This window comes from Streptomyces sp. NTD91 (genome assembly GCF_059510455.1).
The window spans coordinates 266,687-291,211 of the sequence record NZ_JCAJZW010000006.1; the positions used below are offsets into that span (position 1 = coordinate 266,687).

Annotated in this window: 21 protein-coding genes; 15 read left to right on the forward strand and 6 right to left on the reverse strand. The window is 70.6% G+C overall.

The annotated features are described in order from the left end of the window. The first annotated feature begins 5 nt into the window (after window positions 1-5). Window positions 6-1,106, forward strand: a complete 1,101-nt coding sequence (locus tag AC5WRT_RS10135) for a calcium:cation antiporter (RefSeq protein ID WP_496092629.1) — start codon at window positions 6-8, stop codon at window positions 1,104-1,106. Window positions 1,107-1,134: 28 nt separating this feature from the next. Here the strand turns inward: AC5WRT_RS10135 and AC5WRT_RS10140 are convergent, their stop codons facing one another. Continuing rightward, entirely contained in the window at window positions 1,135-2,406 is a 1,272-nt protein-coding gene (locus tag AC5WRT_RS10140) for an MFS transporter (protein WP_496092630.1), read from the reverse strand. Between the two features lie 208 nt (window positions 2,407-2,614). Here AC5WRT_RS10140 and aroQ point away from each other — a divergent pair, with 208 nt between their 5' ends. After that, complete coding sequence (gene aroQ / locus AC5WRT_RS10145; RefSeq protein ID WP_496092631.1) at window positions 2,615-3,088, forward strand: type II 3-dehydroquinate dehydratase; 474 nt, start codon at window positions 2,615-2,617, stop codon at window positions 3,086-3,088. A gap of 236 nt (window positions 3,089-3,324) precedes the next feature. Here the strand turns inward: aroQ and AC5WRT_RS10150 are convergent, their stop codons facing one another. Both AC5WRT_RS10150 and AC5WRT_RS10155 read right to left on the reverse strand, forming a co-directional pair. Then, the gene (locus AC5WRT_RS10150; protein WP_496092632.1) at window positions 3,325-3,981 is read right to left on the reverse strand and encodes an MBL fold metallo-hydrolase; all 657 of its coding nucleotides are present in this window, start codon (window positions 3,979-3,981) and stop codon (window positions 3,325-3,327) included. A 45-nt stretch (window positions 3,982-4,026) separates the two neighbouring features. Further along, window positions 4,027-4,710, reverse strand: coding sequence for a maleylpyruvate isomerase family mycothiol-dependent enzyme (locus tag AC5WRT_RS10155; protein ID WP_496092633.1), 684 nt, complete (start codon window positions 4,708-4,710; stop codon window positions 4,027-4,029). A 224-nt stretch (window positions 4,711-4,934) separates the two neighbouring features. On the opposite strand from AC5WRT_RS10155, the gene uvrA reads away from it, so the two are divergent. Continuing rightward, a complete protein-coding gene (gene uvrA, locus AC5WRT_RS10160) occupies window positions 4,935-7,961 on the forward strand; it encodes an excinuclease ABC subunit UvrA (protein WP_496092634.1) in 3,027 nt (1,008 codons plus the stop codon). 171 nt (window positions 7,962-8,132) lie between these two features. Here uvrA and AC5WRT_RS10165 read toward each other — a convergent pair whose 3' ends face one another. Then, on the reverse strand, window positions 8,133-9,044 hold the full coding sequence (locus tag AC5WRT_RS10165) for a carbohydrate kinase family protein (RefSeq protein ID WP_496092635.1): 912 nt from the start codon (window positions 9,042-9,044) through the stop codon (window positions 8,133-8,135). Continuing rightward, a complete protein-coding gene (locus AC5WRT_RS10170; RefSeq protein WP_496092636.1) occupies window positions 9,041-10,165 on the reverse strand; it encodes a LacI family DNA-binding transcriptional regulator in 1,125 nt (374 codons plus the stop codon). The genes AC5WRT_RS10165 and AC5WRT_RS10170 overlap by 4 nt, the downstream gene beginning before the upstream one ends. A gap of 294 nt (window positions 10,166-10,459) precedes the next feature. Here AC5WRT_RS10170 and AC5WRT_RS10175 point away from each other — a divergent pair, with 294 nt between their 5' ends. Beyond that, window positions 10,460-10,891, forward strand: a complete 432-nt coding sequence (locus AC5WRT_RS10175; RefSeq protein ID WP_496092637.1) for a Rieske (2Fe-2S) protein — start codon at window positions 10,460-10,462, stop codon at window positions 10,889-10,891. A 66-nt stretch (window positions 10,892-10,957) separates the two neighbouring features. On the opposite strand, the gene AC5WRT_RS10180 is transcribed toward AC5WRT_RS10175, so the two are convergent. Next, window positions 10,958-11,905: a hypothetical protein gene (locus AC5WRT_RS10180; RefSeq protein ID WP_496092638.1), complete on the reverse strand. Its 948-nt coding sequence runs from the start codon at window positions 11,903-11,905 to the stop codon at window positions 10,958-10,960. Between the two features lie 638 nt (window positions 11,906-12,543). Here AC5WRT_RS10180 and uvrC point away from each other — a divergent pair. From uvrC to AC5WRT_RS10235, 11 genes are all read left to right on the forward strand, one after another. Beyond that, on the forward strand, window positions 12,544-14,634 hold the full coding sequence (gene uvrC / locus AC5WRT_RS10185) for an excinuclease ABC subunit UvrC (RefSeq protein WP_496092639.1): 2,091 nt from the start codon (window positions 12,544-12,546) through the stop codon (window positions 14,632-14,634). Then, window positions 14,631-15,650 carry an RNase adapter RapZ gene (gene rapZ / locus AC5WRT_RS10190; RefSeq protein WP_496092640.1) on the forward strand — a complete coding sequence of 340 codons (1,020 nt, stop codon included), beginning with the start codon at window positions 14,631-14,633 and terminating at the stop codon, window positions 15,648-15,650. The genes uvrC and rapZ overlap by 4 nt, the downstream gene beginning before the upstream one ends. Beyond that, window positions 15,647-16,744 (forward strand): gluconeogenesis factor YvcK family protein, encoded by a 1,098-nt coding sequence (locus AC5WRT_RS10195; RefSeq protein WP_496092641.1) that lies wholly within the window; start codon window positions 15,647-15,649, stop codon window positions 16,742-16,744. Before rapZ ends, AC5WRT_RS10195 begins: the two co-directional genes overlap by 4 nt. After that, entirely contained in the window at window positions 16,735-17,724 is a 990-nt protein-coding gene (gene whiA, locus AC5WRT_RS10200; RefSeq protein ID WP_014672011.1) for a DNA-binding protein WhiA, read from the forward strand. The genes AC5WRT_RS10195 and whiA overlap by 10 nt, the downstream gene beginning before the upstream one ends. A gap of 594 nt (window positions 17,725-18,318) precedes the next feature. Continuing rightward, complete coding sequence (gene gap / locus AC5WRT_RS10205; RefSeq protein WP_496092642.1) at window positions 18,319-19,326, forward strand: type I glyceraldehyde-3-phosphate dehydrogenase; 1,008 nt, start codon at window positions 18,319-18,321, stop codon at window positions 19,324-19,326. Window positions 19,327-19,460: 134 nt separating this feature from the next. Beyond that, window positions 19,461-20,672, forward strand: a complete 1,212-nt coding sequence (locus AC5WRT_RS10210) for a phosphoglycerate kinase (protein WP_496100132.1) — start codon at window positions 19,461-19,463, stop codon at window positions 20,670-20,672. 2 nt (window positions 20,673-20,674) lie between these two features. After that, entirely contained in the window at window positions 20,675-21,451 is a 777-nt protein-coding gene (gene tpiA / locus AC5WRT_RS10215; protein WP_496092644.1) for a triose-phosphate isomerase, read from the forward strand. Window positions 21,452-21,558: 107 nt separating this feature from the next. Further along, on the forward strand, window positions 21,559-21,792 hold the full coding sequence (gene secG / locus AC5WRT_RS10220; RefSeq protein ID WP_496092645.1) for a preprotein translocase subunit SecG: 234 nt from the start codon (window positions 21,559-21,561) through the stop codon (window positions 21,790-21,792). 215 nt (window positions 21,793-22,007) lie between these two features. After that, window positions 22,008-22,343 carry an RNA polymerase-binding protein RbpA gene (locus AC5WRT_RS10225; RefSeq protein ID WP_003957010.1) on the forward strand — a complete coding sequence of 112 codons (336 nt, stop codon included), beginning with the start codon at window positions 22,008-22,010 and terminating at the stop codon, window positions 22,341-22,343. A gap of 210 nt (window positions 22,344-22,553) precedes the next feature. Continuing rightward, on the forward strand, window positions 22,554-23,747 hold the full coding sequence (locus tag AC5WRT_RS10230; RefSeq protein ID WP_496092659.1) for an MFS transporter: 1,194 nt from the start codon (window positions 22,554-22,556) through the stop codon (window positions 23,745-23,747). A 52-nt stretch (window positions 23,748-23,799) separates the two neighbouring features. Beyond that, window positions 23,800-24,525, forward strand: a 726-nt coding sequence (locus tag AC5WRT_RS10235; RefSeq protein WP_496092646.1) for a phosphoglucose isomerase-related protein, incomplete at its 3' end; no start/stop codon positions are given.

The following is a 24,525-nucleotide window of genomic DNA, read 5'->3' on the forward strand; positions in this document are numbered from 1 at the left end:
GCGGCATGATCACCCGGCTCCGGTCGCTCACCCGGCCATGGACGATCCTCGCGCCCGTGCTCGCGGTCGTCCTCCTCGCCTTCACCTGGGGCCGTGGCCTGCCGGTGCCGGTGGTCGTCCTGGTGATCCTGGTGCTTGCCGCCTCCGTGCTGGCGGCCGTCCACCATGCCGAGGTCGTCGCCCACCGCGTCGGTGAACCGTTCGGCTCCCTGGTGCTCGCCATCGCCGTCACGGTCATCGAGGTGGCGCTGATCGTCACCCTCATGGTCGACGGCGGCGCCAAGAGTTCCACACTGGCGAGGGACACCGTCTTCGCCGCCGTGATGATCACCTGCAACGGCATCCTCGGGCTCTGTCTGCTCGTCGCCTCGCTGCGGCACCGCATCGCGGTCTTCAACCCCGAAGGCACCGGCGCCGCCCTGGCCACCGTGGCGACGCTCGCCACGCTCAGCCTGGTGCTGCCCACCTTCACCACCAGCAAGCCCGGGCCCGAGTTCTCCTCGTTGCAGCTGACCTTCGCCGCGCTGTCCTCACTGATCCTCTACGCACTGTTCGTGGCCACCCAGACCGTGCGCCACCGCGACTACTTCCTGCCGATCACCCGGCTGGGCGAGGTCGTCACCGCCGAGGAGCACGCCAGGCCCCCGTCCGCGCGCACCGCGTGGATCAGCGTCGGACTGCTCGGCCTGGCCCTGATCGGCGTGGTCGGGCTGGCCAAGGGTGTGTCGCCCGCCATCGAGTCGGGCGTGGCGGCGGTCGGCCTGCACCACGCCGTCGTCGGTGTGATCATCGCCCTGCTCGTGCTGTTGCCCGAGACGATCGCCGCGCTGCGCTCCGCGCGGCGTGACAGGGTGCAGACCAGCCTCAACCTCGCACTCGGCTCGGCCATGGCCAGCATCGGCCTGACCATCCCGGCCGTCGCCCTCGCCTCCGTCTGGCTGCCCGGACCACTCGTCCTCGGCCTGAGCCCGACCCACATGCTGCTGCTTGCGCTGACCGTGGTGGTCAGTTCCCTGACCGTGGTGCCGGGACGGGCGACCCCGCTGCAAGGTGGTGTCCATCTGGTGGTCTTCGCGGCGTATCTGGAACTGGCGATCAACCCGTAGCCCGCCGAGCCCGTCGGTCCCGGGCGGATCAGCCCGTCGCCGGCTCCACCGCCGCGACGGGCGCCGGCCGCGTCTCCGGAAGCAGCGCGAAGCACACCAGGCTGACCAGCGCGATCCCCGTCAGATACGCGCCCACGGCCCAGGGCACGCGCCCACCCTGCTCAGCGAGCGCCGTCGCCACGATCGGCGTGAGCGCACCACCGAGTACCCCGCCGAGGTTGTAGCCCACCGCGGCGCCCGTGCAGCGCACCCGCGTCTCGTACAGCTCCGGCAGATAGGCGGCGATCACTGCGAACATGGTGACGAAGGCGAGCAGCGCGCCCAGGATGCCGAGGAAGATCAGCACCGGCCGGCCGGTGGACAGCAGCGACACCATGGGGAGCATCCACAGCACGCAGGCCGTACACCCCGTCAGACACAGCGGCCGGCGCCCGAAACGGTCGCCGAGCACCGCCACCAGGGGCGTGAGTGCGCCTTTCACGACCACGGCGGCCATGACGCAGGTCAGCATCACCGTGCGGCTCACCCCGAGCCGCTGCGTCGCATACGCCAGCGACCAGGTCGTCACCGTGTAGAACACCGCGTACCCGACGGCCAGCGCGCCCGCCGTCAGCAGGACGAGCCGCCCGTGATGCCGTACGACCTCCACGAGCGGCACGCGCACGTGCTCCTCGAGCTCCAGGAACCGCGGGCTCTCGGCGAGCGACGAGCGCAGCCACAGCCCGGCGAGCGCCGGGGCACCGGCCGCCCAGAACGGCACCCGCCACCCCCACCGCGCGAACTCCGCGTCGGACAGCGCCGCCGACAGGGCGAGCATCACGCCGTTGGCGAGCAGGAAGCCGAACGCCGGCCCCACCTGAGGGAAGCTCGACCACAGCGCGCGCCGCGCAGGCGGGGCGTGCTCGGCGGTCAGCAGCACCGCGCCGCCCCACTCCCCGCCGAGCCCGAGCCCCTGCAGGAAGCGCAGGAGGAGCAGCAGCAGGGGCGCCGCGACGCCGATCGCGCCGTACGACGGCAGGCAGCCCACCGCGACCGTGGAGGCGCCCGTCACGAGCAGGGAGACGACGAGCACCGGCCGGCGTCCGCGCCGGTCGCCGAGATGCCCGAACAGCACCGAGCCCAGCGGCCGGGCCACGAACCCGGCTCCGAACGTCCCGAACGCCGCCAGCGTCCCCGAGACCGGCGAAAAGGTCGGGAAGAACAGCGGCCCGAGGACCAGGGCAGCGGCCGTGCCGTAGACGAAGAAGTCGTAGAACTCGATCGCGGTGCCCGCCAGGGCCGCGGCGGCAAGTCTCGGCATGGAGACGGTGCTGACGGCGCGTAGAGGCTGCATGCCGCGTCAACCATCCGGCGTGATCAACGGTTACGGGGCGCGTGGAGGCGACCGGCCGGCCATGGCGTACGCCGAAGCCACCGGCGCAAACGGCCCGTCGTGCGCTCCGGCCACCGTGATAGACCGGTGCGAGCAGCGGTCGTCGACGTACCGCCCCGAACGGACCGGAGGAACCGTGCCCCGCACCCTGGCCAACGCCCCGATCATGATCCTCAACGGGCCCAACCTGAACCTGCTCGGCCGGCGCCAGCCCGAGATCTACGGCACGGACACGCTGGCCGACGTCGAGGTGCTGTGCGCCGAGGCCGCGGCCGCGCACGGCGGCACGGTGGACTTCCGGCAGTCCAACCACGAGGGCGAACTGGTCGACTGGATCCACGAGGCACGCCTGAACCACTGCGGGATCGTCATCAACCCAGGGGCCTACTCCCACACGTCGGTCGCGATTCTGGACGCGCTCAACACCTGCGACGGCATGCCCGTGGTGGAGGTGCACATCTCCAACATCCACCAGCGCGAATCGTTCCGGCACCACTCCTACGTCTCGCTGCGCGCCGACGGTGTGATCGCCGGATGCGGCGTGCAGGGCTACGTGTTCGGCGTGGAGCGCGTGGCCGCTCTGGCGGGCGCGGCGCGGGCCGACGCCTAGGCGCCGGCGACGGCGCCGTTCACGCGGCTGCACATTCGGGCCGCCGGCCGAGGGCGGGGTTGGGGACCGGCGGGCCTGCCGCAAAGGAGCCGTCGTCCTCTGCGGGGCTGCCACCAGTTGACTGCGTGACACGGCGTGCGGGCACCGCGCACGCCCCTCCGACACGGGTGAAACATTCACACGGGGCGCACGGCGTACGGCGCGCCCGGTGACCGGGAGAAAGGCACGCCGGCCGGTCACCACCCGCGCGCGTGCCACTCCGGCAGATGCGGCCGCTCCGCGCCCAGCGTCGTGTCGTTGCCGTGGCCGGGATACACCCAGGTCTCGTCCGGCAGCACGTCGAAGATCTTCGTCTCCACGTCGTGGATCAGGCTGGCGAAGGCCTTCGGATCCTTGCGCGTGTTGCCGACGCCGCCCGGGAAGAGGCAGTCACCGGTGAAGACGTGGGGGTGGCCGTGCGGGTCGTCGTACACCAGCGCGATCGAACCCGGGGTGTGCCCGACGAGATGCCGTGCGGTGAGTTCCACCCGACCCACCCTGATGACGTCGCCGTCGTCCACGAGGACATCGGTGGGCACGGGGATGCCGGGGGCGTCCTGGCGGCCGGCGTACGTACGCGCGCCCGTCGCCGCGACGACCTCGGCGAGCGCCTGCCAGTGGTCGCCGTGCTGGTGCGTGGTGACGGCGGACGCGATGCCGTCGTCACCGATCATGCCGAGGAGCATGTCCGCCTCGTTGGCGGCGTCGATCAGGAGCTGCTCGTCGGTGGCCCGGCAGCGCAGCAGATAGGCGTTGTTGTCCATCGGGCCGACCGCGATCTTCGTGATCATCAGGTCTTTCAGCTCGTGCACGTCCGCCGGTCCACCGACCCTGACCTCTCCGGTGTACGTCATGGAGATCAGCCTATAGCCGAGAGGCGCACGCGGATCGTCGGCGGCCTACAACGGAGGCAGGGCCGGCAGTGTGCCGGACGCTGTGAGGCCGGAGCCGTCGCGCCGCCCGGCGAGCCAGCCGACCAGTTCCGCCGGGGCCCCGCCGATCGTGACCTCCGGCTCGTGCGCCTCCCGCCCGGTGCGCCATGTGCGCGTGCCGTCCGTGATCCGCGTCGCCGGCACATCGGGGTGTCCGGTGAACCGCCGGGTGAGGAAGTCGGTCTCGCGCTCCAGGAACTCCTCCGGAAGATCCTCCAGCTCGTGACCGACGCCGAGATCCACATGGTGCAGCTCCACCTCCGCCCACCGCCGGAAGGGTACCCGGGACGCCGAGTCGGTGACCCCGTTGCGCAGCTCCACCGTGCGCGACCAGTCCGCCGGCGCGTCCCCCGCCGCCTGGAAGCGGGCCGCGCTCTCGCGCAGGTCGGCGAGCTGGACGTCGAGCGGACGCGGAGCGTCCCGCTCGATGTCGGCGTCCCGCGCCTCGGCGCTCGCGTACATGGGGCGTCCCTCGAGGACGTTCACCAGCGCGTCCGCGTTGCGGGCGACGTGGGCGAGGACGTGTCCGCGGGTCCAGCCGGGAAGCCGTGACGGCTCGGCGAGCGACGCGTTGTCCAGTGCGGCGACCGCGCTGAGGAGCCGTTCGCTCGCGTCACGTACACATGCCAGGTCATGGGCGTGATCAATCATGGGCCTGACATTAGCCCCGCCACACCTTCGGGTGAAGGTGGCGGACTCCGTCCGCAAATCGAAAGCACGTGCTATATCGTCGGAAGCGGCGTCGGGCATGCTGGATGGCCGGAGGTTGTTATGCAACCGGGCAATCCGACCGGCGTTGTCAGTGGCTCCCCCTAGTCTGAAGAAGCACAGGGGCCCCGCCCCTGTCACTTCTCTCAAGAAAGGTGCGGACCGGCGTGGCCGACCGTCTCATCGTCCGTGGCGCGCGCGAGCACAACCTGAAGAACGTCTCGCTCGACCTGCCTCGGGACTCGCTCATCGTCTTCACGGGCCTGTCGGGGTCGGGCAAGTCCTCCCTGGCCTTCGACACGATCTTCGCGGAGGGCCAGCGCCGCTACGTGGAGTCGCTCTCCTCGTACGCCCGGCAGTTCCTCGGCCAGATGGACAAGCCGGACGTCGACTTCATCGAGGGTTTGTCCCCGGCGGTCTCCATCGACCAGAAGTCGACCTCCCGCAACCCGCGCTCGACGGTCGGCACCATCACCGAGGTCTACGACTACCTGCGTCTGCTCTTCGCGCGCATCGGCAAGCCGCACTGCCCCGAGTGCGGCCGGCCGATCTCCCGCCAGTCGCCGCAGGCCATCGTCGACCGGGTCCTGGAGCTGCCGGAGGGGAGCCGCTTCCAGGTGCTGTCGCCGCTCGTGCGCGAGCGCAAGGGAGAGTTCGTCGAGCTCTTCGCCGACCTGCAGACCAAGGGCTACTCCCGCGCACGCGTGGACGGCGAGACGATCCAGCTCTCGAACCCGCCCACGCTGAAGAAGCAGGAGAAGCACACCATCGAGGTGGTCGTCGACCGCCTCACCGTGAAGGACTCCGCCAAGCGCCGTCTGACCGACTCCGTCGAGACGGCCCTCGGTCTGTCCGGCGGCATGGTCGTGCTCGACTTCGTCGACCTCCCCGAGGACGACCCCGAGCGCGAGCGCATGTTCTCCGAGCACCTGTACTGTCCGTACGACGACCTCTCCTTCGAGGAGCTGGAGCCCCGCTCCTTCTCCTTCAACTCGCCCTTCGGCGCCTGTCCCGACTGCACCGGCATCGGCACCCGCATGGAGGTCGACCCCGAGCTGATCGTCCCGGACGAGGAGAAGTCCCTGGACGAGGGCGCCATCCACCCCTGGTCGCACGGCCACACCAAGGACTACTTCGCCCGTCTGATCGGCGCCCTCGCGGACGCGCTCGGCTTCCGCACGGACATCCCGTTCGCGGGCCTGCCGCAGCGCGCGAAGAAGGCCCTGCTCCACGGCCACAAGACCCAGATCCAGGTCCGGTACCGCAACCGGTACGGCCGTGAGCGCGTGTACACCACGCCCTTCGAGGGCGCGGTGCCGTTCGTGAAGCGCCGGCACAGCGAGGCCGAGAGCGACGCCAGCCGCGAGCGCTTCGAGGGCTACATGCGCGAGGTGCCCTGCCCCTCCTGCGAGGGCACGCGGCTGAAGCCGATCGTCCTCGCGGTCACGATCATGGGGAAGTCGATCGCCGAGGTCTCCGCGATGTCGATCAGCGACTGCGCGGACTTCCTGGGGCAGCTGAAGCTGAGCGCCCGCGACAAGAAGATCGCCGAGCGGGTGCTCAAGGAGGTCAACGAACGGCTGCGCTTCCTGGTCGACGTCGGCCTGGACTACCTCTCGTTGAACCGCGCGGCCGGCACGCTCTCCGGAGGTGAGGCCCAGCGCATCCGCCTGGCCACCCAGATCGGCTCCGGACTCGTCGGGGTCCTGTACGTCCTGGACGAGCCGTCCATCGGCCTGCACCAGCGGGACAACCACCGGCTGATCGAGACCCTGGTCCGGCTGCGCGACATGGGGAACACGCTCATCGTCGTGGAGCACGACGAGGACACCATCAAGGTCGCCGACTGGGTCGTGGACATCGGTCCCGGCGCCGGCGAGCACGGCGGCAAGGTCGTGCACAGCGGCTCGCTGAAGGAACTGCTCACCAATGCCGAGTCGCAGACCGGCGCGTATCTCTCGGGCCGCAAGGCGATCCCGGTGCCGGACGTGCGCCGTCCGCGTGATCCGTCGCGGCAGCTCACCGTGCACGGCGCGCGTGAGAACAATCTGCAGGACATCGACGTGTCGTTCCCGCTGGGCGTGTTCACGGCCGTCACGGGCGTGTCCGGATCCGGCAAGTCGACACTGGTCAACGACATCCTCTACACGCACCTGGCCCGCGAGCTGAACGGCGCGCGCAACGTCCCCGGCCGGCACACGCGCGTGGACGGCGACGACCTCGTCGACAAGGTCGTGCACGTCGACCAGTCGCCGATCGGCCGCACCCCTCGGTCCAACCCGGCGACCTACACCGGCGTCTTCGACCACATCCGCAAGCTGTTCGCCGAGACCACCGAGGCGAAGGTCCGTGGCTACCAGCCCGGCCGCTTCTCCTTCAACGTCAAGGGTGGCCGCTGCGAGAACTGCGCGGGCGACGGCACGATCAAGATCGAGATGAACTTCCTCCCGGACGTCTACGTCCCGTGCGAGGTCTGCCACGGCGCCCGGTACAACCGGGAGACGCTGGAGGTCCACTACAAGGGCAAGTCCATCGCCGACGTGCTGAACATGCCGATCGAGGAGGCCACCGACTTCTTCGAGGCCGTCCCAGCCATCTCCCGGCACCTGAGGACCTTGAAGGACGTCGGCCTCGGCTACGTCCGTCTCGGCCAGTCCGCCACCACCCTCTCCGGGGGCGAGGCCCAGCGTGTCAAGTTGGCCAGCGAACTGCAGAAGCGGTCCACCGGGCGCACCGTCTACGTCCTTGACGAGCCGACCACGGGCCTGCATTTCGAGGACATCAGCAAGCTGCTCAAGGTCCTCGGCGGCCTGGTCGACAAGGGCAACACGGTCGTCGTCATCGAGCACAACCTCGACGTGATCAAGACCGCCGACTGGATCGTCGACATGGGTCCGGAGGGCGGCGCCGGCGGCGGCCTCGTGGTCGCCGAGGGTACGCCCGAGGAGGTCGCGGGGGTTCCGGCCAGCCACACCGGCAAGTTCCTGCGCGAGATTCTCGGCGCCGACCGCATCAGCGACGCCGACACCGTGCCGGCGCAGCGTGCCGCCACGGCCAGGAAGACGGTCGCGGCGAAGGCGGTGGCGAAGAAGTCGGTAACGGCCAAGGCCAACAACACGGCGACCAAGAAGGCCGTCGCGGTGACGAAGAAGACGACGCCCGCGAAGAAGACGACGCGGGCCCGCAAAACCTGACACGACACCAGAAAAACGGCGCCCCGCGGGAACTCCCCGCGGGGCGCCGCTCGTTCCACCATCAGCACCCCGGATACGAGGTCCGGCAGCCCCCCGCACCGCGGTTCCGGCCGCACCTTGACAACACCACAGAGGGAAGCGGCAGAAAGGAAAGAGGGAAAAAGGGGGCGCTCACAGATCACCGAGTTCGGCCGCGTACGGCGGCTCGGCCCCCGCCCGCGAACAGGTGATCGCCGCCGCGCGTGCCGCGAAGCGCAGCAGCCGCGTCCAGTCCTGCGTTCCGAGGGCGGCGAGCGCTTCCTCCGACAGCGCGTCCAGGGCCGAAAGCCCGTGGAGCAAGGCTGCGTTCACCGTGTCACCGGCGCCGATGGTGTCCACCACGGCGACGTTCTCACCCGGTACGGAGTGCTCCGCCCCGTCCCGGGTGAACGCGGTCAGACCGTCCCCGCCCCGGGTCACCACGACCGCCGCCGGTCCCGCGGCCAGCCACTCGCGCGGGGTGCCGCCCAGCCACTCGGCGTCCTCCGCGGAGAGCTTCAGCAGCGTCACCGAGGGAAGCCAGCTCTTGAAACGCGCCCGGTAGGCGTCTGCGTCCGGGATCAGACCGGCCCGGATGTTGGGGTCGAGCGCGGTGAACAGCCCCTGTGCAGCCGCCGTGCGCATCAGCTCCTCATAGGCGCCGGCCCCCGGTTCCAGCACGAGCGAGCAGGTGCCGAAGGACACCGCGCGCGTGTCGGCGGGCAGCGCGGCGGGGGCGGTGAACAGCCTGTCGGCGGTGCCGTCGACGTAGAAGGAGTAGGCGGCCGACCCGCTCTCGTCGATCGTGGCCACAGCGAGCGTCGTCGGCTCCGCCCCGCGCTGCACGCCCGACACGTCGACGCCCGCGTGCCGCAGCCCGTCCAGCAGGGCCTCGCCGAAGGCGTCCCGCGAGGTCCGGGAGCAGAACGCGGTGCGCGAGCCGAGGCGGCCGAGGGCCACGGCGGTGTTGTAGGGGCCGCCGCCGAGCGCCGGCTTCAGTGCCGACAGGGCACCGGAGTCCTGCGGTACCAGGTCGATCAGTGCCTCACCGGTGACGACGATCACAGGGCGGTTCCCTTCTCCGACAGGGTGGACGATGCGGTGCGCCCGGCCTCCTCGGTCCCGCCCGGTTCCGTTGGGCACCCGCAGGACGTGCGGTGGACGAACGCACACGGCAGCCGCACCGTCCGGGTAGGCCGACGCGGCTCTTCCAGGCGGTCGAGGAGCACCCGCACGGCCTGTGTGCCCAGTTCCCTGCTGGGCTGGGCGATGGCGGTGAGCCGGGGTGAGAACAGGTCGGCCCAGGCGAAGTCGTCGAAGCAGCACAGCGCGATGTCGTCCGGGACGGACAGGCCATGCCGCCGCAGGGTGCGCAGTGCGCCGATGGTCATCGCGTTGTTGGCGGTGACGAGGGCCGTGGGCGGATCAGGGAGGGCGAGCAGGGCGGCCGTGGCCTGCTCGGCCCCCGCGGACTCCGAATTCCCGGACACGAGAAGCTTTTCGTCGAGGGCCAGGCCCGCTGTGGCGAGGCCCTCACGGTAGCCGGAGACACGTTCCCCGGTGGTGCTGAGGCCGGGCAGACCGGCGACGAGGCCGATCCGGCGGTGCCCCAGCCCGGCGAGATGGGTGACCAGACGCGCGGTCGGTGCGGCGCTCTCGGCGCAGACCTGGTCGTACCAGGGCGCGACCTCCGGGGTGGCGGCGCCACCACCCCCTTCCGTGCCCTCCGGTGCGTCCGCGCCGATCATCCGGTCCAGGAACACGGTCGGTACGGAGTGCCGGCGGAGGTAGCCGACCAGCTCGTGCGGACGTGCGGAGGGGGCGACGATCATGCCGTCCACCCGGCGTTCATGGAGCAGCTGCACGACCTTGCGTTCGTGCCCGGGGTCGTCGTGCGGGTCGGCGATGAGCAGGCTGTAGCCGGCGTCCAGGGCGGCGGCCTCGACACCCTGGAGGATCTCCGTGAAGTACGGGTTGCTGATCGCCGACACCGCGAGTCCGATGGAGCGGGTGCGGGAGGTCACCAGGGATCGGGCCAGGGTGTTGGGGGTGTAGCCCAGGGCGTCGATGGCGTCCAGTACGGCCTGCCGGGTGTGGGGCAGCACCGGGCGGGTGCCGTTCAGCACGTGGGAGACGGTCGCCACGGAGACCCCGGCGCTCCGCGCGACGTCGGCCATGGTGGACATCGCGTCTCCCTTCTCGTGCCATGGACCCTCGAGCGATCGAGCACAGTCCTTCCGTGCCGGGACGCTACCCCATCGACCCGCCTGACGTAAACGTTTGCGCAATCGTTTACGCCCGAGTTCGGCGCCCGTGCAGTCCCCGGACCCCCGGGTAGGCGGTTGTCCGCGGGGCCCTCGTCCCAAGATCTTTCGCCCCCGAGGGAACCGCCCCAGCCCCGGATCCGGCCCCCGCCCCGGAGCCGGTCCTTCTGCCCGGGTATCGTCGCCCTGCACACCCCTTGAGCCGTGGAGTCCCGGATGCCCGCCCGACCGTTCGCGAGCCGTCGTACCGTCCTTCGAGGGGCCGCCGTGGCCCCGGTCGCCGGGCTCGGCCTGGCCGCCTGCTCGGCGCCCGGCCAGGGTGGCGCGGGCGCGGCGGCCACTCCGACCGCGCCGGTCGACCTCGGCGCCGAGAGCGAGGTCTCGAAGGGCGGGGCCAAGCTCTTCCGCGATCACAACGTGGTCGTCAGCCGTGACGGGAACGGCACGCTGAAGGCGTACAGCACCATCTGCACGCACGCGGGCTGCCCCATCAACAAGCTGCAGGGGACCACTCTGATCTGCCCCTGTCACGGCAGTCAGTTCGATGCCGTGACGGGCAAGGTGGTCCAGTCACCGGCCACCGAGCCGCTGGCGGAGCTGCCGGTGAAGACGGCGAACGGCAGGATCATCGCGGGCCCGGGCGCCTGACCGGACGGCCGAGCGGGACCGGCCCCGGCGGCGGTCCGGCTCGACCGGCATGCGTACAGGGTGAGCTCACTCCCAGTCCCAGGCAATGCCGACGATGCCCGGACGGATGCGCGGTTCGACCACGTGGACGCACTGGTGCGGCCCGGTGAGCGGCAGTTCCTGGCGGCCGCTGCGAGGGGCCGCCGCAGAGTGCTGGGCGAAGCGGTGACAGCGGGCCGGCAGGGCGGCCGGGTCGAACCGGACCTGCAGGGCGTACTGGCCGCCGGGGAAGCCGAAGCGGTGGAGGTACTCCCGGGAGGGCCCGGCCGTGCCGTCCTCGATGGCGTAGCGGAAGAGGAAGGTGTCGCCGGCGCGCAGCCGGGTGCCGAAGAGCAGCTCCGCGACCAGCGCGCCGGTGTTCTGGTCCCAGCGGACGCGTCCCGTGCGGCAGTTCTCCAGCGCCCGCACCCTGATCTCGGCGGGACGGCAGCCGGGGTCGCCGTGATGAACGGCGACGAAGCGGTCGACGCCGTCGCTGTGGGCCCGCACGATGTGATGGGCCTCGCGGCCCGCCAGTTCGCGCCGGGTGCCGATGCGGACGCATTCATGGTGGCCCAGGGTGTGCAGTCCGCCGTCGAGGGACCAGCCCAGCTCGGCGCGGAGCCGGTCCAGGACGTTCGAGGCCTCGGTCAGGGAGCGGTAGGACCGCCCTGCCGGGCGGCCGGCCGCCGGGCGCTGGTCGGCCTCGCTGAGCAGCCGGATCAGTGACTCGTCCGGCAGCTGGAGGATCTCTTCCAGGGCCCGCACTGCCCGCAGCGACTCCGGGCGCTGGGGACGGCGGGCGCCCTGCTGCCAGTAACTCAGGCTGGTGACACCGACCTTCACCCCGTGCCGGGACAGATGGTGCTGGACGCGCTGGAGCGGCAGCCCTCGCGCGGCGATCGCGGCGCGCAGCGCCACATGGAAGGGGCCGCCCCGCAGGGCCGTGTCCAGTTCCGCGGTGGGAAGGTGCGCGTGCTCCGTGGCATGCCGCATACCGGGGCGCCTTTCTGTGAGGTGTCGCTACGGCTGGTCGGACCGCTGCGCTGGTGTCGGGGCCACCCCGTGGACGCTGTGGACGCCCGAGCCTGCGCGCGCCACGCCGGTACGCGTGCGTGCGTGGCCCCGAGTTCCCCCGCATTGAAGCGTGTTGACCAGACCCCGACAACACCTTGAACCCGCCACGCCCTCGGCCGCTGGCGGTGCCGCGGCCGGATCCCGGGCCGCCGGGCCGGCGGGCGACCCGGCCGTGCCGTTCGGCGGGGAAGACGGTGACGTGACGGAGACCTGGAGGTTCCAGGGCGATCACACGGCAGGAAGGACCCGAGCCGGGTGTCGCACCCCGGCCAGGACACCGTGCCGCTCTACGAGGCCTCAGCGCCGCTCGACGACGGCTCGGTTCGAACCGTTCCGTCCGGCGGAACCTCCGTGCACACGGCAAGGACCCGCACCGCCCGGCAGAGCCTCCGAGTCGCTCAGCCGGCCTTCTCCCGCCCGGCCGCCACACGATCGATACGGGGCCGTCCTGCCGTCGGCGAGTCCCGGCATCGGCCTGTGGACGGACGAGCCGCAGGGGCGTGGGCGTTGTCCACAGGCCCGACGCGGTGTCGGTGCTCGCCAGTAGGGTGTGAGACATGGCCGATCCCTCCAGCTACCGCCCCAGGCCGGGTGAGATCCCGGACTCCCCCGGGGTGTACAGGTTCCGTGACGAGCACCGCCGGGTGATCTACGTCGGAAAGGCGAAAAGCCTGCGCCAGCGCCTTGCGAACTACTTCCAGGACCTGGCGAACCTGCACCCGCGGACCCGGACGATGGTGACCACCGCCGCGTCCGTGGAGTGGACCGTGGTGTCCACCGAGGTCGAGGCCCTCCAGCTGGAGTACTCGTGGATCAAGGAGTACGACCCCCGGTTCAACGTCAAGTACCGCGACGACAAGAGCTACCCGTACCTCGCGGTGACGATGAACGAGGAGTTCCCGCGCGTGCAGGTGATGCGCGGTCACAAGAAGAAGGGGGTCCGGTACTTCGGCCCGTACGGGCACGCGTGGGCCATCCGTGACACCGTCGACCTGCTGCTGCGCGTGTTCCCGGTGCGTACCTGCTCGACCGGCGTCTTCAAGAACGCCGCCCGCACCGGCCGGCCCTGCCTGCTCGGCTACATCGGCAAGTGTTCCGCCCCGTGCGTCGGCCGGATCAGCCCCGAGGACCACCGGGAGCTGGCCGAGGAGTTCTGCGACTTCATGGCCGGCCGCACCGGCACCTATCTCCGCCGCCTGGAGAGGCAGATGACGGATGCGGCCGAGGAGATGGAGTACGAGCGGGCGGCGCGGCTGCGCGACGACATCGGGGCCCTGAAGAAGGCCATGGAGAAGAACGCCGTCGTGCTCGCCGACGCGACGGACGCCGACCTCGTCGCGGTCGCCGAGGACGAGCTGGAGGCGGCCGTGCAGATCTTCCACGTGCGTGGCGGCCGGGTGCGGGGCCAGCGCGGCTGGGTGACCGACAAGGTCGAGGAGATCACGACCGGAGCCCTGGTCGAGCACGCCCTGCAGCAGCTCTACGGTGAGGAGACCGGGGACGCCGTCCCCAAGGAGGTCCTGGTCCCGGCGCTGCCCGAGCCGGTCGAACCGGTCCAGGAGTGGCTGACCGGCCGCCGCGGGTCCAACGTCTCGCTGCGCATCCCGCAGCGCGGCGACAAGAAGGCACTGATGGAGACGGTGCAGCGCAACGCCCAGCAGGCCCTCGCGCTGCACAAGACCAAGCGCGCCTCCGACCTGACCACGCGCTCGCGCGCCCTGGAGGAGATCGCCGAGGCCCTCGACCTGGACAGCGCCCCGCTGCGGATCGAGTGCTACGACATCTCGCATCTCCAGGGGGACGACGTGGTCGCCTCGATGGTCGTCTTCGAGGACGGCCTGCAGCGCAAGAGCGAGTACCGCCGCTTCCAGATCAAGGGCTTCGCCGGCCAGGACGACGTTCGCTCCATGCACGAGGTGATCACCCGTCGCTTCAAGCGTTACCTCGCGGAGAAGGAGAGGACGGGGGAGTGGGCGGACGGCTCCGAGGACGCCCTCACCGGCGGTGACGGCGAGCTGGCCGGCACGGACGCTGTCACCGACTCCCTCAAGGACGACGACGGCCGCCCCAGGAAGTTCGCGTACCCGCCGCAGCTGGTCGTGGTCGACGGCGGGCAGCCCCAGGTCGCCGCGGCCCGGCGCGCGCTGGACGAGCTGGGCATCGACGACATCGCCGTCTGCGGCCTGGCCAAGCGCCTGGAGGAGGTCTGGCTGCCCGGCGACGACGACCCGGTGGTGCTGCCCCGCACCAGCGAGGGCCTGTATCTGCTCCAGCGCGTTCGGGACGAGGCCCACCGGTTCGCGATCACCTACCAACGCACCAGGCGGGCCAAGCGCTTCCGTGCAGGCCCCCTGGACGAGGTCCCCGGCCTCGGCGATACCCGCAAACAAGCGCTCATCAAGCATTTCGGCTCGGTGAAGAAGCTGCGGTCCGCCACAATCGAGCAGATCCAGGAGGTGCCGGGCATAGGCCGGAAGACGGCCGAGACCATCGCCGCGGCCCTCGCCCGGGCGGCCCCGGCCGCACCCGCCGTCAACACGGCGACTGGAGAGATCATGGATGACGAGGAACCCGGTACGGCGGCGGGTGCCTCGCGGGAGCCCGTAACCGCGGGCCTCCCGGACGAACGACGGGGGCAGGAGCCATGACCGAGCACGATGCACAGCCCACAGCGGACCGAGATCCGGCCCACAGGGAAGCAGAGCAGGATCAGCCACGGGCCGCGGCCGGTCAGCAGCCCGCGGCCCAGGAAAACGGAGCACAGGTGAGCACGGACGGTACACCGGCTTCAGGCCCCGACGCGGCCATCCCCGAGCTGGTGATCATCTCCGGCATGTCCGGAGCGGGAAGGTCGACGGCGGCAAAGTGTCTGGAGGACCTCGGCTGGTTCGTCGTGGACAACCTCCCGCCCGCCCTCATCCCCACCATGGTGGAGCTCGGCGCCCGCTCGCAGGGCAACGTGGCGCGGATCGCGGTCGTCGTGGACGTGCGCGGCCGGCGCTTCTTCGACAATCTGCGCGAATCCCTCGCCGACCTCGACACCCGCGGCGTCACCCGGAGGATCGTCTTCCTGGAGTCCTCCGACGAGGCCCTGGTGCGCCGCTTCGAGTCGGTGCGCCGTCCGCACCCGCTGCAGGGCGACGGCCGTATCGTCGACGGCATCGCCGCCGAGCGCGAGCTGCTGCGCGAGCTGCGCGGCGACGCCGACCTGGTGATCGACACCTCCAGCCTCAACGTGCACGAGCTGCGCGCCAAGATGGACGCGCAGTTCGCAGGTGAGGAGGAGCCCGAGCTGCGGGCCACCGTGATGTCCTTCGGCTTCAAGTACGGGCTGCCGGTCGACGCCGACCTGGTGGCGGACATGCGGTTCCTGCCCAATCCGCACTGGGTCCCGGAGCTGCGCCCGTTCACCGGCCTCAACGAGGAGGTCGCCGCCTATGTCTTCAACCAGCCCGGCGCGAAGGAGTTCCTCGACCGGTACGTCGAGCTGCTGCGGCTCGTCGCGGCCGGCTACCGGCGCGAGGGCAAGCGGTACGTGACCATCGCCATCGGCTGTACGGGCGGCAAGCACCGCTCGGTCGCGATGTCGGAGAAGCTCGCCGCGCGGCTCGCGGCCGAGGGCGTGGAGACGGTGGTCGTACACCGGGACATGGGACGGGAATGACGGAACGTACACGGCGGCTGGGCAGGCTGCGCCGGATGGTGCCCGAGGGCCGTTCGGGCCGTGCCGCGGCCGAGGCCCGGGCGGCGGCCCGCCCCGCCGAGGCCCGCGGTGGGCGGCCCCGCCGCCGGGGCACGCAGCCCAAGGTGGTCGCACTCGGCGGCGGCATGGGCCTGTCCGCCTCGCTCGCCGCGCTGCGCCGGATCACCGGCGACCTCACGGCCGTGGTCACCGTGGCCGACGACGGCGGCTCCAGCGGCCGGCTCCGCGACGAGCTGGGCGTGCTGCCGCCCGGCGACCTGCGCAAGGCGCTGGCCGCGCTGTGCGGCGACGACGAGTGGGGGCAGACCTGGGCGCGGGTCATCCAGCACCGCTTCCAGTCCAAGGGAGATCTGCACGAGCACGCGGTCGGCAATCTGCTGATCGTCGCGCTGTGGGAGCAGCTCGGCGACCATGTGCAGGCTCTGGACCTGGTCGGCAAGCTGCTCGGCGCGCACGGGCGCGTGCTGCCCATGTCCGCCGTGCCGCTGGAGCTGCAGGCCCTGGTCAAGGGGCACGACCCGGACCGCCCGGACGACGTGGACACGGTGCGCGGTCAGGCGAACGTCGCCCTCACGCCGGGCGAGGTCCAGTCGGTGCACCTGGTCCCGAACGACCCGCCGGCCGTGCCCGAGGCCGTGGCGGCGGTGCTGGACGCGGACTGGGTGGTGCTCGGCCCCGGTTCCTGGTTCTCCTCGGTGATCCCGCACCTGCTCGTCCCCGAGCTGCTGGACGCCCTCACCGAGACCAAGGCTCGCAAGGTGCTGTCCCTGAACCTCGCCCCGCAGCCAGGAGAAACCGAGGGCTTCTCCCCGCAGCGTCATTTGGAGGTTTTGGGGCGACACGCCCCTAAACTCGCCCTGGACGTGGTGCTGGCCGACGAGGCCGCCGTGCCCGACCGCGACTCGCTCACCGAGGCCGCCAAGAGGCTGGGAGCCGCGATCGAGCTGGCGCCGGTGGCCCGGACCGACGGAAGCCCCCGGCATGATCCGGAGCTGTTGGCCGCCGCGTACGACCGTATTTTTCGGATGCATGGAAGGATCGGCCCATGGCGATGACGGCAGCGGTGAAGGACGAGATCTCCCGGCTCCCCGTCACCCGGACCTGCTGCAGGAAGGCGGAGGTCTCCGCCATTCTGCGGTTCGCCGGCGGCCTCCACCTGGTGAGTGGGCGCATCGTGATCGAGGCGGAGCTGGACACCGCGATGGCGGCGCGACGTCTCAAGCGGGACATCCTGGAGATCTTCGGCCACAGCTCCGAGCTGATCGTGATGGCGCCCGGCGGGCTGCGCCGCGGCTCGCGTTACGTCGTCCGGGTCGTCGCGGGCGGGGACCAGCTGGCCCGTCAGACGGGACTCGTGGACGGCCGGGGCCGTCCCATCCGGGGCTTGCCCCCGCAGGTGGTCTCGGGGGCCACGTGCGATGCGGAGGCGGCCTGGCGCGGGGCCTTCCTGGCGCACGGTTCGCTGACCGAGCCCGGCCGATCCTCCTCCCTGGAGGTGACCTGCCCGGGGCCCGAGGCCGCGCTGGCGCTGGTCGGTGCGGCGCGTCGGCTGTCGATCGCCGCGAAGGCGCGAGAGGTGCGCGGCGTGGACCGGGTGGTCGTCCGTGACGGCGACGCGATCGGCGCGCTGCTGACCCGGCTGGGCGCGCACGAGTCCGTGCTGGCCTGGGAGGAGCGCCGGATGCGCCGTGAGGTGCGGGCCACGGCCAACCGGCTCGCCAACTTCGACGACGCCAACCTGCGCCGCTCGGCCCGGGCCGCCGTGGCCGCCGGTGCCCGGGTGCAGCGGGCGCTGGAGATCCTGGGCGACGAGGTCCCCGAGCACCTCGCCGCGGCGGGGCGCCTGCGCATGGAGCACAAGCAGGCCTCCCTGGAGGAGCTGGGCGCGCTCGCCGACCCGCCGCTGACCAAGGACGCGGTCGCGGGCCGGATCCGCCGGCTGCTGGCCATGGCCGACAAGCGCGCCGCCGACCTGGGCATCCCGGGCACGGAGGCCAACCTCACCGAGGAACTGGCGGACAACCTGGCGGGCTGACCGCCTCGCACGTCGACAGGCCGGTGCCGAGGCCCAGTTGGAGGTCGGCACCGGCCTTCGTGCACCTGATGCCGCCTCATGCGCACGTCTCGTGAAGCGCTCTCGGCCCGATCAAGAGATGCCGTGGGCGCATCGCCTCACAGGCACCATCGACCTCACCGGTATCACCGCCGACAAGCCGGGGCAGGTGTCGTCGGCGGGGCTTGCCGGCAGCTCTGCCGGGGAAGGCGTCCGGTGCGTTCGACGGGTGAGGACGGCCACGTTGACAGACCTGGCGTGCCCTGTTCCAGCAGGTGAGCGCGGGCCCTCTCAACGGTGCGCCGGGAGGGCGTCGATCAAGTGAGCCGACCCACTCACGAACGAGTGAAGAGGTCGTCAAAACGGCCTGGCATTCCGTAACAAATACGAGTGAATCCACTGTCGATCCGGGACGGTCCGTACCCCTACTGACGGGTACGGAAGGCCTGCCCGTGTATGGGCCATCTCGATGTCACCCCGGGGCCCTCGGAGAGGTAGGGTCGGTGGTGGTCGGGGACATCCCAAACAGAGCTCGCCGGCACCGCATGGCCGGCGTACCAACGAGGAGATCGGTTCGTGACGATCCGCGTAGGCATCAACGGCTTCGGCCGCATCGGGCGTAACTACTTCCGCGCGCTGCTGGAGCAGGGGGCGGACATCGAGATTGTGGCTGTCAACGACCTGGGTGACACCGCGACCACCGCTCACCTGCTCAAGTACGACACGATCCTGGGTCGCCTCAAGCAGGAGGTCTCCCACACCGCCGACACCATCACCGTGGACGGCCACACCATCAAGGTGCTCTCCGAGCGCAACCCGGCCGACATCCCCTGGGGCGAGCTGGGCGTCGACATCGTCATCGAGTCGACCGGCATCTTCACCAAGAAGGAAGACGCCGCGAAGCACATCGCCGGCGGCGCCAAGAAGGTCCTCATCTCGGCTCCGGCCAAGGACGAGGACATCACCATCGTGATGGGCGTCAACCAGGACAAGTACGACCCGGCGAACCACCACGTCATCTCCAACGCCTCCTGCACCACGAACTGCGTGGCGCCGATGGCGAAGGTCCTCGACGAGAACTTCGGCATCGTCAAGGGCCTGATGACGACGGTGCACGCGTACACGAACGATCAGCGCATCCTGGACTTCCCGCACAAGGACCTGCGTCGCGCCCGTGCCGCCGCCGAGAACATCATCCCGACCACGACGGGCGCCGCCAAGGCCACCGCTCTGGTGCTGCCGCAGCTCAAGGGCAAGCTGGACGGCATCGCCATGCGCGTCCCGGTCCCGACCGGCTCGGTCACCGACCTGGTCGTCGAGCTCGGCCGCGAGGTCACCAAGGAAGAGGTCAACGCCGCCTTCCAGAAGGCCGCCGAGGGCGAGCTGAAGGGCCTCCTCGACTACACCGAGGACCCGATCGTCTCCTCCGACATCGTCAACGCCCCGGCGTCCTGCACCTTCGACTCCTCCCTGACCATGGTCCAGGAGGGCAAGAACGTGAAGGTCATCGGCTGGTACGACAACGAGTGGGGCTACTCCAACCGCCTCGTGGACCTCACGGTCTTCGTCGGCAACCAGCTCTGATCGCCGAAGCCGGACCTTGAAGTGAGAGCAGGGCTCGGGCAGCGCAGCGTCGCGCTGTCCGGGCCCTGTCTCGCGCCCGGACCACGTCCTCTTACGATCAGGTGCACCACGAGCCCTCCTTTGGAGTCCACTCAATGAAGACGATCGACGAACTTCTCGCCGACGGCGTGAGCGGCAAGCGGGTATTCGTCCGCGCCGACCTCAACGTGCCGCTGGCCGACGGGACGATCACCGACGACGGCCGCATCCGCGCCGTCCTGCCCACCGTCAAGGCTCTCGCGGACGCGGGCGCCAAGGTGGTCGTCGCCTCGCACCTGGGCCGCCCCAAGGGCGCCCCGGACCCCGCCTTCTCCCTCGCTCCGGCCGCCTCCCGCCTGGGTGAACTCCTCGGCTCCGCCGTGGCCTTCGCGACCGACACCGTCGGCGCCTCCGCCCAGGACACGGTCGCGGGCCTCGTCGACGGCCAGGTCGCCGTCCTGGAGAACCTGCGCTTCAACCCCGGCGAGACGGCCAAGGACGACGCCGAGCGTGCCGAGTTCGCCGAACGGCTCGCCACCCTCGCCGACGTCTACGTCGGTGACGGATTCGGCGCCGTGCACCGCAAGCACGCCTCGGTCTACGACCTGCCGAAGAAGCTGCCGCACTACGCCGGCCACCTCATCGCCACCGAGGTCGGCGTCCTGAAGAAGCTCAGCGAGGACGTCCGGCGCCCGTACGTCGTCGCGCTCGGCGGCGCCAAGGTCTCCGACAAGCTGGCCGTCATCGACCAGCTGCTCGACAAGGCGGACCGGCTGCTCATCGGCGGCGGCATGGCCTACACCTTCCTCAAGGCCAAGGGCTACGAGGTCGGCATCTCCCTCCTGCAGGAGGACCAGGTCCCCGCCGTCAAGGAGTACATGGAGCGCGCCGAGAAGCAGGGCGTGGAACTGCTGCTCCCGATCGACGTCGTGGTCTCCCGGAGCTTCCCGGACCTGAAGACCAAGGCGCCGACCGAGCACACCGTGGTCGACGCGGACAAGATCCCCGCCGACCAGGAGGGCCTGGACATCGGCCCGAAGACCCGAGAGCTGTACGCCTCGAAGCTCGCCGACGCCGAGACCGTGTTCTGGAACGGTCCCATGGGCGTCTTCGAGCACCCCGACTACGCCGAGGGCACCAAGGCGGTCGCCCAGGCTCTCGTCGACGCGAAGGGCTTCAGCGTCGTCGGTGGCGGTGACTCCGCCGCCGCGGTGCGTACGCTCGGCTTCGACGAGAACGCATTCGGCCACATCTCGACCGGTGGCGGCGCCTCCCTCGAATACCTCGAGGGCAAGACGCTCCCCGGCCTCGCCGCACTGGAGGACTGACCTTGAGCACGCGCACGCCGCTGATGGCGGGCAACTGGAAGATGAACCTCAACCACCTCGAGGCCATCGCACACGTCCAGAAGCTCGCCTTCGCCCTGGCCGACAAGGACTACGAGGCCGTCGAGGTCGCCGTCCTGCCGCCCTTCACCGACCTGCGCTCCGTGCAGACCCTGGTCGACGGCGACAAGCTCAAGATCAAGTACGGCGCCCAGGACATCTCGCAGCACGACTCCGGCGCCTACACCGGCGAGATCTCCGGCCCGATGCTGGCCAAGCTCAAGTGCAGCTACGTGGTCATCGGCCACTCCGAGCGCCGCCAGTACCACAACGAGACCGACGAACTGGTGAACGCCAAGGTCAAGGCCGCCTACAAGCACGGCCTGACCCCCATCCTGTGCGTCGGCGAGGAGCTGGAGGTCCGTGAGGCGGGCAATCACGTCCCGCACACCCTCAGCCAGGTCGAAGGCGGCCTGAAGGACCTTCCGGCCGAGCAGGCCGAGACGATCGTGATCGCCTACGAGCCCGTCTGGGCCATCGGCACGGGCAAGGTCTGCGGCGACGAGGATGCCCAGGAGTGCTGCGCCGCCATTCGCGGCAAGATCGCCGAGCTGTACTCCCAGGAGGTGGCCGACAAGGTCCGCATCCAGTACGGCGGCTCCGTGAAGTCCGGCAACGTCGCCGGGATCATGGCGCAGCCCGATATCGACGGCGCCCTGGTCGGCGGCGCCTCGCTGGACGCCGACGAGTTCGTCAAGATCGTGCGGTTCCGCGATCAGTGACGAGGCTGTGAGTAGGCGGTAGCGGCGATACGTCGTACCCTTGCGGGGGCGCAGCCGAGACGCTGTGCCCCCGTCGTCCGTACGAATCCGAGGAAGTTGGTCCAGCCGTGGTTCTGGGGTTCTCGATCGCCCTGATCATCTTCAGCCTGCTGCTGATGCTGCTGGTGCTGATGCACAAGGGGAAGGGCGGCGGCCTCTCCGACATGTTCGGTGGTGGCATGGCGTCGTCCGTCGGCGGCTCGTCGGTCGCCGAGCGCAACCTCGACCGGATCACCGTCGTGATCGGTCTGCTGTGGTTCGCGTGCATCATCGTCCTCGGCATCCTGATGAAGACGAGCTGACACCCGCGCAGCACACACGTCACGCATATTCGGTACGTAAGGCCCCATGTTCGGTACGCGCTCCTGAGCGCGGCCTATCATGGGGCTTGCGTCTGGGTGTGGGGCTGGTAACTCCCAACACTGGACGCGCGTTGGGCCTTACGTAGACTGAGGCGCTCGCAGCGAAGCGAAACGCCGACTCGCTTCGCGGCACCATCACGCAGGGAGTTACGACCGTGGCAAGTGGCAACGCGATCCGAGGAAGCCGGGTCGGGGCGGGGCCGATGGGCGAGGCCGAGCGTGGCGAGTCCGCGCCGCGTCTGCGCATCTCCTTCTGGTGCTCCAACGGGCACGAGACGCAGCCGAGCTTCGCCAGCGACGCGCAGGTCCCCGACACCTGGGACTGCCCCCGCTGCGGCTTCCCGGCAGGCCAGGACCGGGACAACCCGCCGGACCCCCCGCGCACCGAGCCGTACAAGACGCACCTCGCGTACGTACGGGAGCGGCGCAGCGACGCGGACGGGGAGGCGATCCTCGCCGAGGCGCTCGCCAAACTGAGGGGCGAGATCTAGGTTTTGACAGCGGCCGGGTGCCTTGAGGTGCCCGACCGGAGCGATGTCGCTCCGCTCGGACGACCGATTGTCAGTGGTGCCCTCTACGGTTCTTGCGAAGGCAGAACCGCGAGGGGAGTTCCGGCAGTGGTCGACACGGGGGAGGCAGAGTCGGGGGAGAGCCGTGCGCCCGGATGGCGCGGGGGCTTCGGGCGGCTGTGGACGGCCGCCGTGGTCTCCCGGTTCGGGGACGCGTTACGGACCTCCGCGCTGCCTCTGCTCGCGGTCCGGCTCAGTGACGAGCCCCTGGTCGTCGCCTCCGTGACGGCGTGCGGTTACGTTCCCTGGCTGCTGTTCGGGCTGCTCGGCGGAGCCGTGGCCGACCGGGTCGACGGCCGGCGGGCGATGTGGGCCGTGGACACGGTCCGCGGCCTGCTGGTGGCCGTGTTCGCCGCTGCCGTCGGGCTGGGCCATGCCTCGATCCCTCTGTTGCTCACCCTGGCCTTCGCGTTGACCACGCTCCAGACCCTCTTCGACAACGCCGCCACGGCCCTGCTGCCCGCTCTCGTGGACCGCGGCTCCCTGGGCGGCGCCAACGCCCGCCTGATGACCGGTCAGCAGATCGCCGGAGGTCTGCTGGCCGCTCCGCTCGTGCCGCTGCTCCTGACAGCGGGCACGGCCGTGCCGTTCGCGGCCGACGCGAGCACCTTCCTGGTGGCCGCCGCCCTGGTGGCGTCTCTGCGGACGCGTCCGCCAAAGCGCCTGCCACGCCCCGCGGGCAGCACCCTGCGCACGGAGATCGGTGCGGGCCTGCGCGCCCTGTGGGGCGATGGGGCACTGCGTGCGATCTGTGTGGCCACGCTGCTGTGCAACATCGGCATGGGCGCCCTGATCGCCACCCTGGCGCTGCACGTGACGCGCTGGCTCGACGCGGGCGACGCCGGATACGCGGCCGCGATGACGGCGTACTCGGTGGGCAGCATCGCGGGAGGATTCATGGCGCAGCGCCTCGCCCTGCGCACCGGCCGGTTGCGGGCTCTGCTGATCGCCGGCGGTGTCCAGACGTCGTCACTCGTACTCATCGGATCCGTGCGGCACCTGGCTGCGCTCGTCACCGGCATGCTGCTGCTCGGCGCCATGAACATGGTGTGGAACGTCAACCAGGTCACCTTGATGCAGCAGCGCAGCCCCGAGGCCATGGTGGGCCGGATCGCCTCCGCGTTCCGCACCGCCTCGACCTCCGGCGCCCCGCTCGGCGCCCTCCTCGGCGGAGTGGCCGCCCGTGCGTACGGGCTGAACGGCCCCGCCCTGCTCGCCTCGGTGCTCTTCGCTCTCGCCGTCACCTCGCTGATACCGGTCCGCAAGCCGGACGTACCTGTTGTCGCGCCGGACGGCGATGTCACGACGGCTCGCGCCGAGCGCTGATCAACTAGGTTGTAACAGCTGGGACAGGCACGAAAGAAGGCGGAAGTCGAAAATGAACGCAGACGGCCGTACCAGGCTCAACCAGACGCCCGAGTGGACCGCTCTCGCCAAGCACCGGGAGGAGTTGGCCGGCACCCGTCTCAGGGAGCTGTTCGCCGCCGATCCCGGCCGCGGTGAGGGCTACACGCTCCAGGCCGGCGATCTCCACATCGACTATTCGAAGCACCTCGTCACCGACGAGACGCTGCGGCTGCTGCGCGAGCTGGCCGCCGCTGCGGACGTGTCAGGGCTCAGGGACGCCATGTTCCGCGGCGAGAAGATCAACGTCACCGAGAACCGGGCCGTCCTGCACACCGCCCTGCGCGCCCCCGGGGACGCGGTGATCGAGGTCGACGGCGAGAACGTCGTCCCGAAGGTGCACGCCGTCCTGGACAGGATGAGCGACTTCGCCGGCCGTGTCCGCTCCGGTGCCTGGACCGGCCACACCGGCAGGCGCATCAAGAACGTGATCAATGTCGGCATCGGCGGCTCCGACCTCGGCCCCGCCATGGCGTACGAGGCGCTGCGCAGCTTCACCGACCGCGAGCTGACGGTCCGCTTCGTCTCCAACGTGGACGGCGCCGACCTGCACGAGGCAACCCGCGGCCTGGACCCGGCGGAGACCCTGTTCATCATCGCCTCCAAGACCTTCACCACCATCGAGACGATCACCAATGCCACCTCGGCGCGCACGTGGCTGCTGGACGCGCTCGGCGACGAGGCGGCGGTGGCCAAGCAT

Excerpts from the sequence above, each read along its gene's own strand:
- AC5WRT_RS10135 (WP_496092629.1), top strand. The coding sequence starts at position 6 with ATGATCACCCGGCTCCGGTCGCTCACCCGGCCATGGACGATCCTCGCG.
- AC5WRT_RS10140 (WP_496092630.1), bottom strand. The coding sequence starts at position 2,406 with ATGCCGAGACTTGCCGCCGCGGCCCTGGCGGGCACCGCGATCGAGTTC.
- AC5WRT_RS10150 (WP_496092632.1), bottom strand. The coding sequence starts at position 3,981 with ATGACGTACACCGGAGAGGTCAGGGTCGGTGGACCGGCGGACGTGCAC.
- AC5WRT_RS10155 (WP_496092633.1), bottom strand. The coding sequence starts at position 4,710 with ATGATTGATCACGCCCATGACCTGGCATGTGTACGTGACGCGAGCGAA.
- AC5WRT_RS10170 (WP_496092636.1), bottom strand. The coding sequence starts at position 10,165 with ATGTCCACCATGGCCGACGTCGCGCGGAGCGCCGGGGTCTCCGTGGCG.
- AC5WRT_RS10175 (WP_496092637.1), top strand. The coding sequence starts at position 10,460 with ATGCCCGCCCGACCGTTCGCGAGCCGTCGTACCGTCCTTCGAGGGGCC.
- AC5WRT_RS10180 (WP_496092638.1), bottom strand. The coding sequence starts at position 11,905 with ATGCGGCATGCCACGGAGCACGCGCACCTTCCCACCGCGGAACTGGAC.
- uvrC (WP_496092639.1), top strand. The coding sequence starts at position 12,544 with ATGGCCGATCCCTCCAGCTACCGCCCCAGGCCGGGTGAGATCCCGGAC.
- rapZ (WP_496092640.1), top strand. The coding sequence starts at position 14,631 with ATGACCGAGCACGATGCACAGCCCACAGCGGACCGAGATCCGGCCCAC.
- AC5WRT_RS10195 (WP_496092641.1), top strand. The coding sequence starts at position 15,647 with ATGACGGAACGTACACGGCGGCTGGGCAGGCTGCGCCGGATGGTGCCC.
- whiA (WP_014672011.1), top strand. The coding sequence starts at position 16,735 with ATGGCGATGACGGCAGCGGTGAAGGACGAGATCTCCCGGCTCCCCGTC.
- AC5WRT_RS10210 (WP_496100132.1), top strand. The coding sequence starts at position 19,461 with ATGAAGACGATCGACGAACTTCTCGCCGACGGCGTGAGCGGCAAGCGG.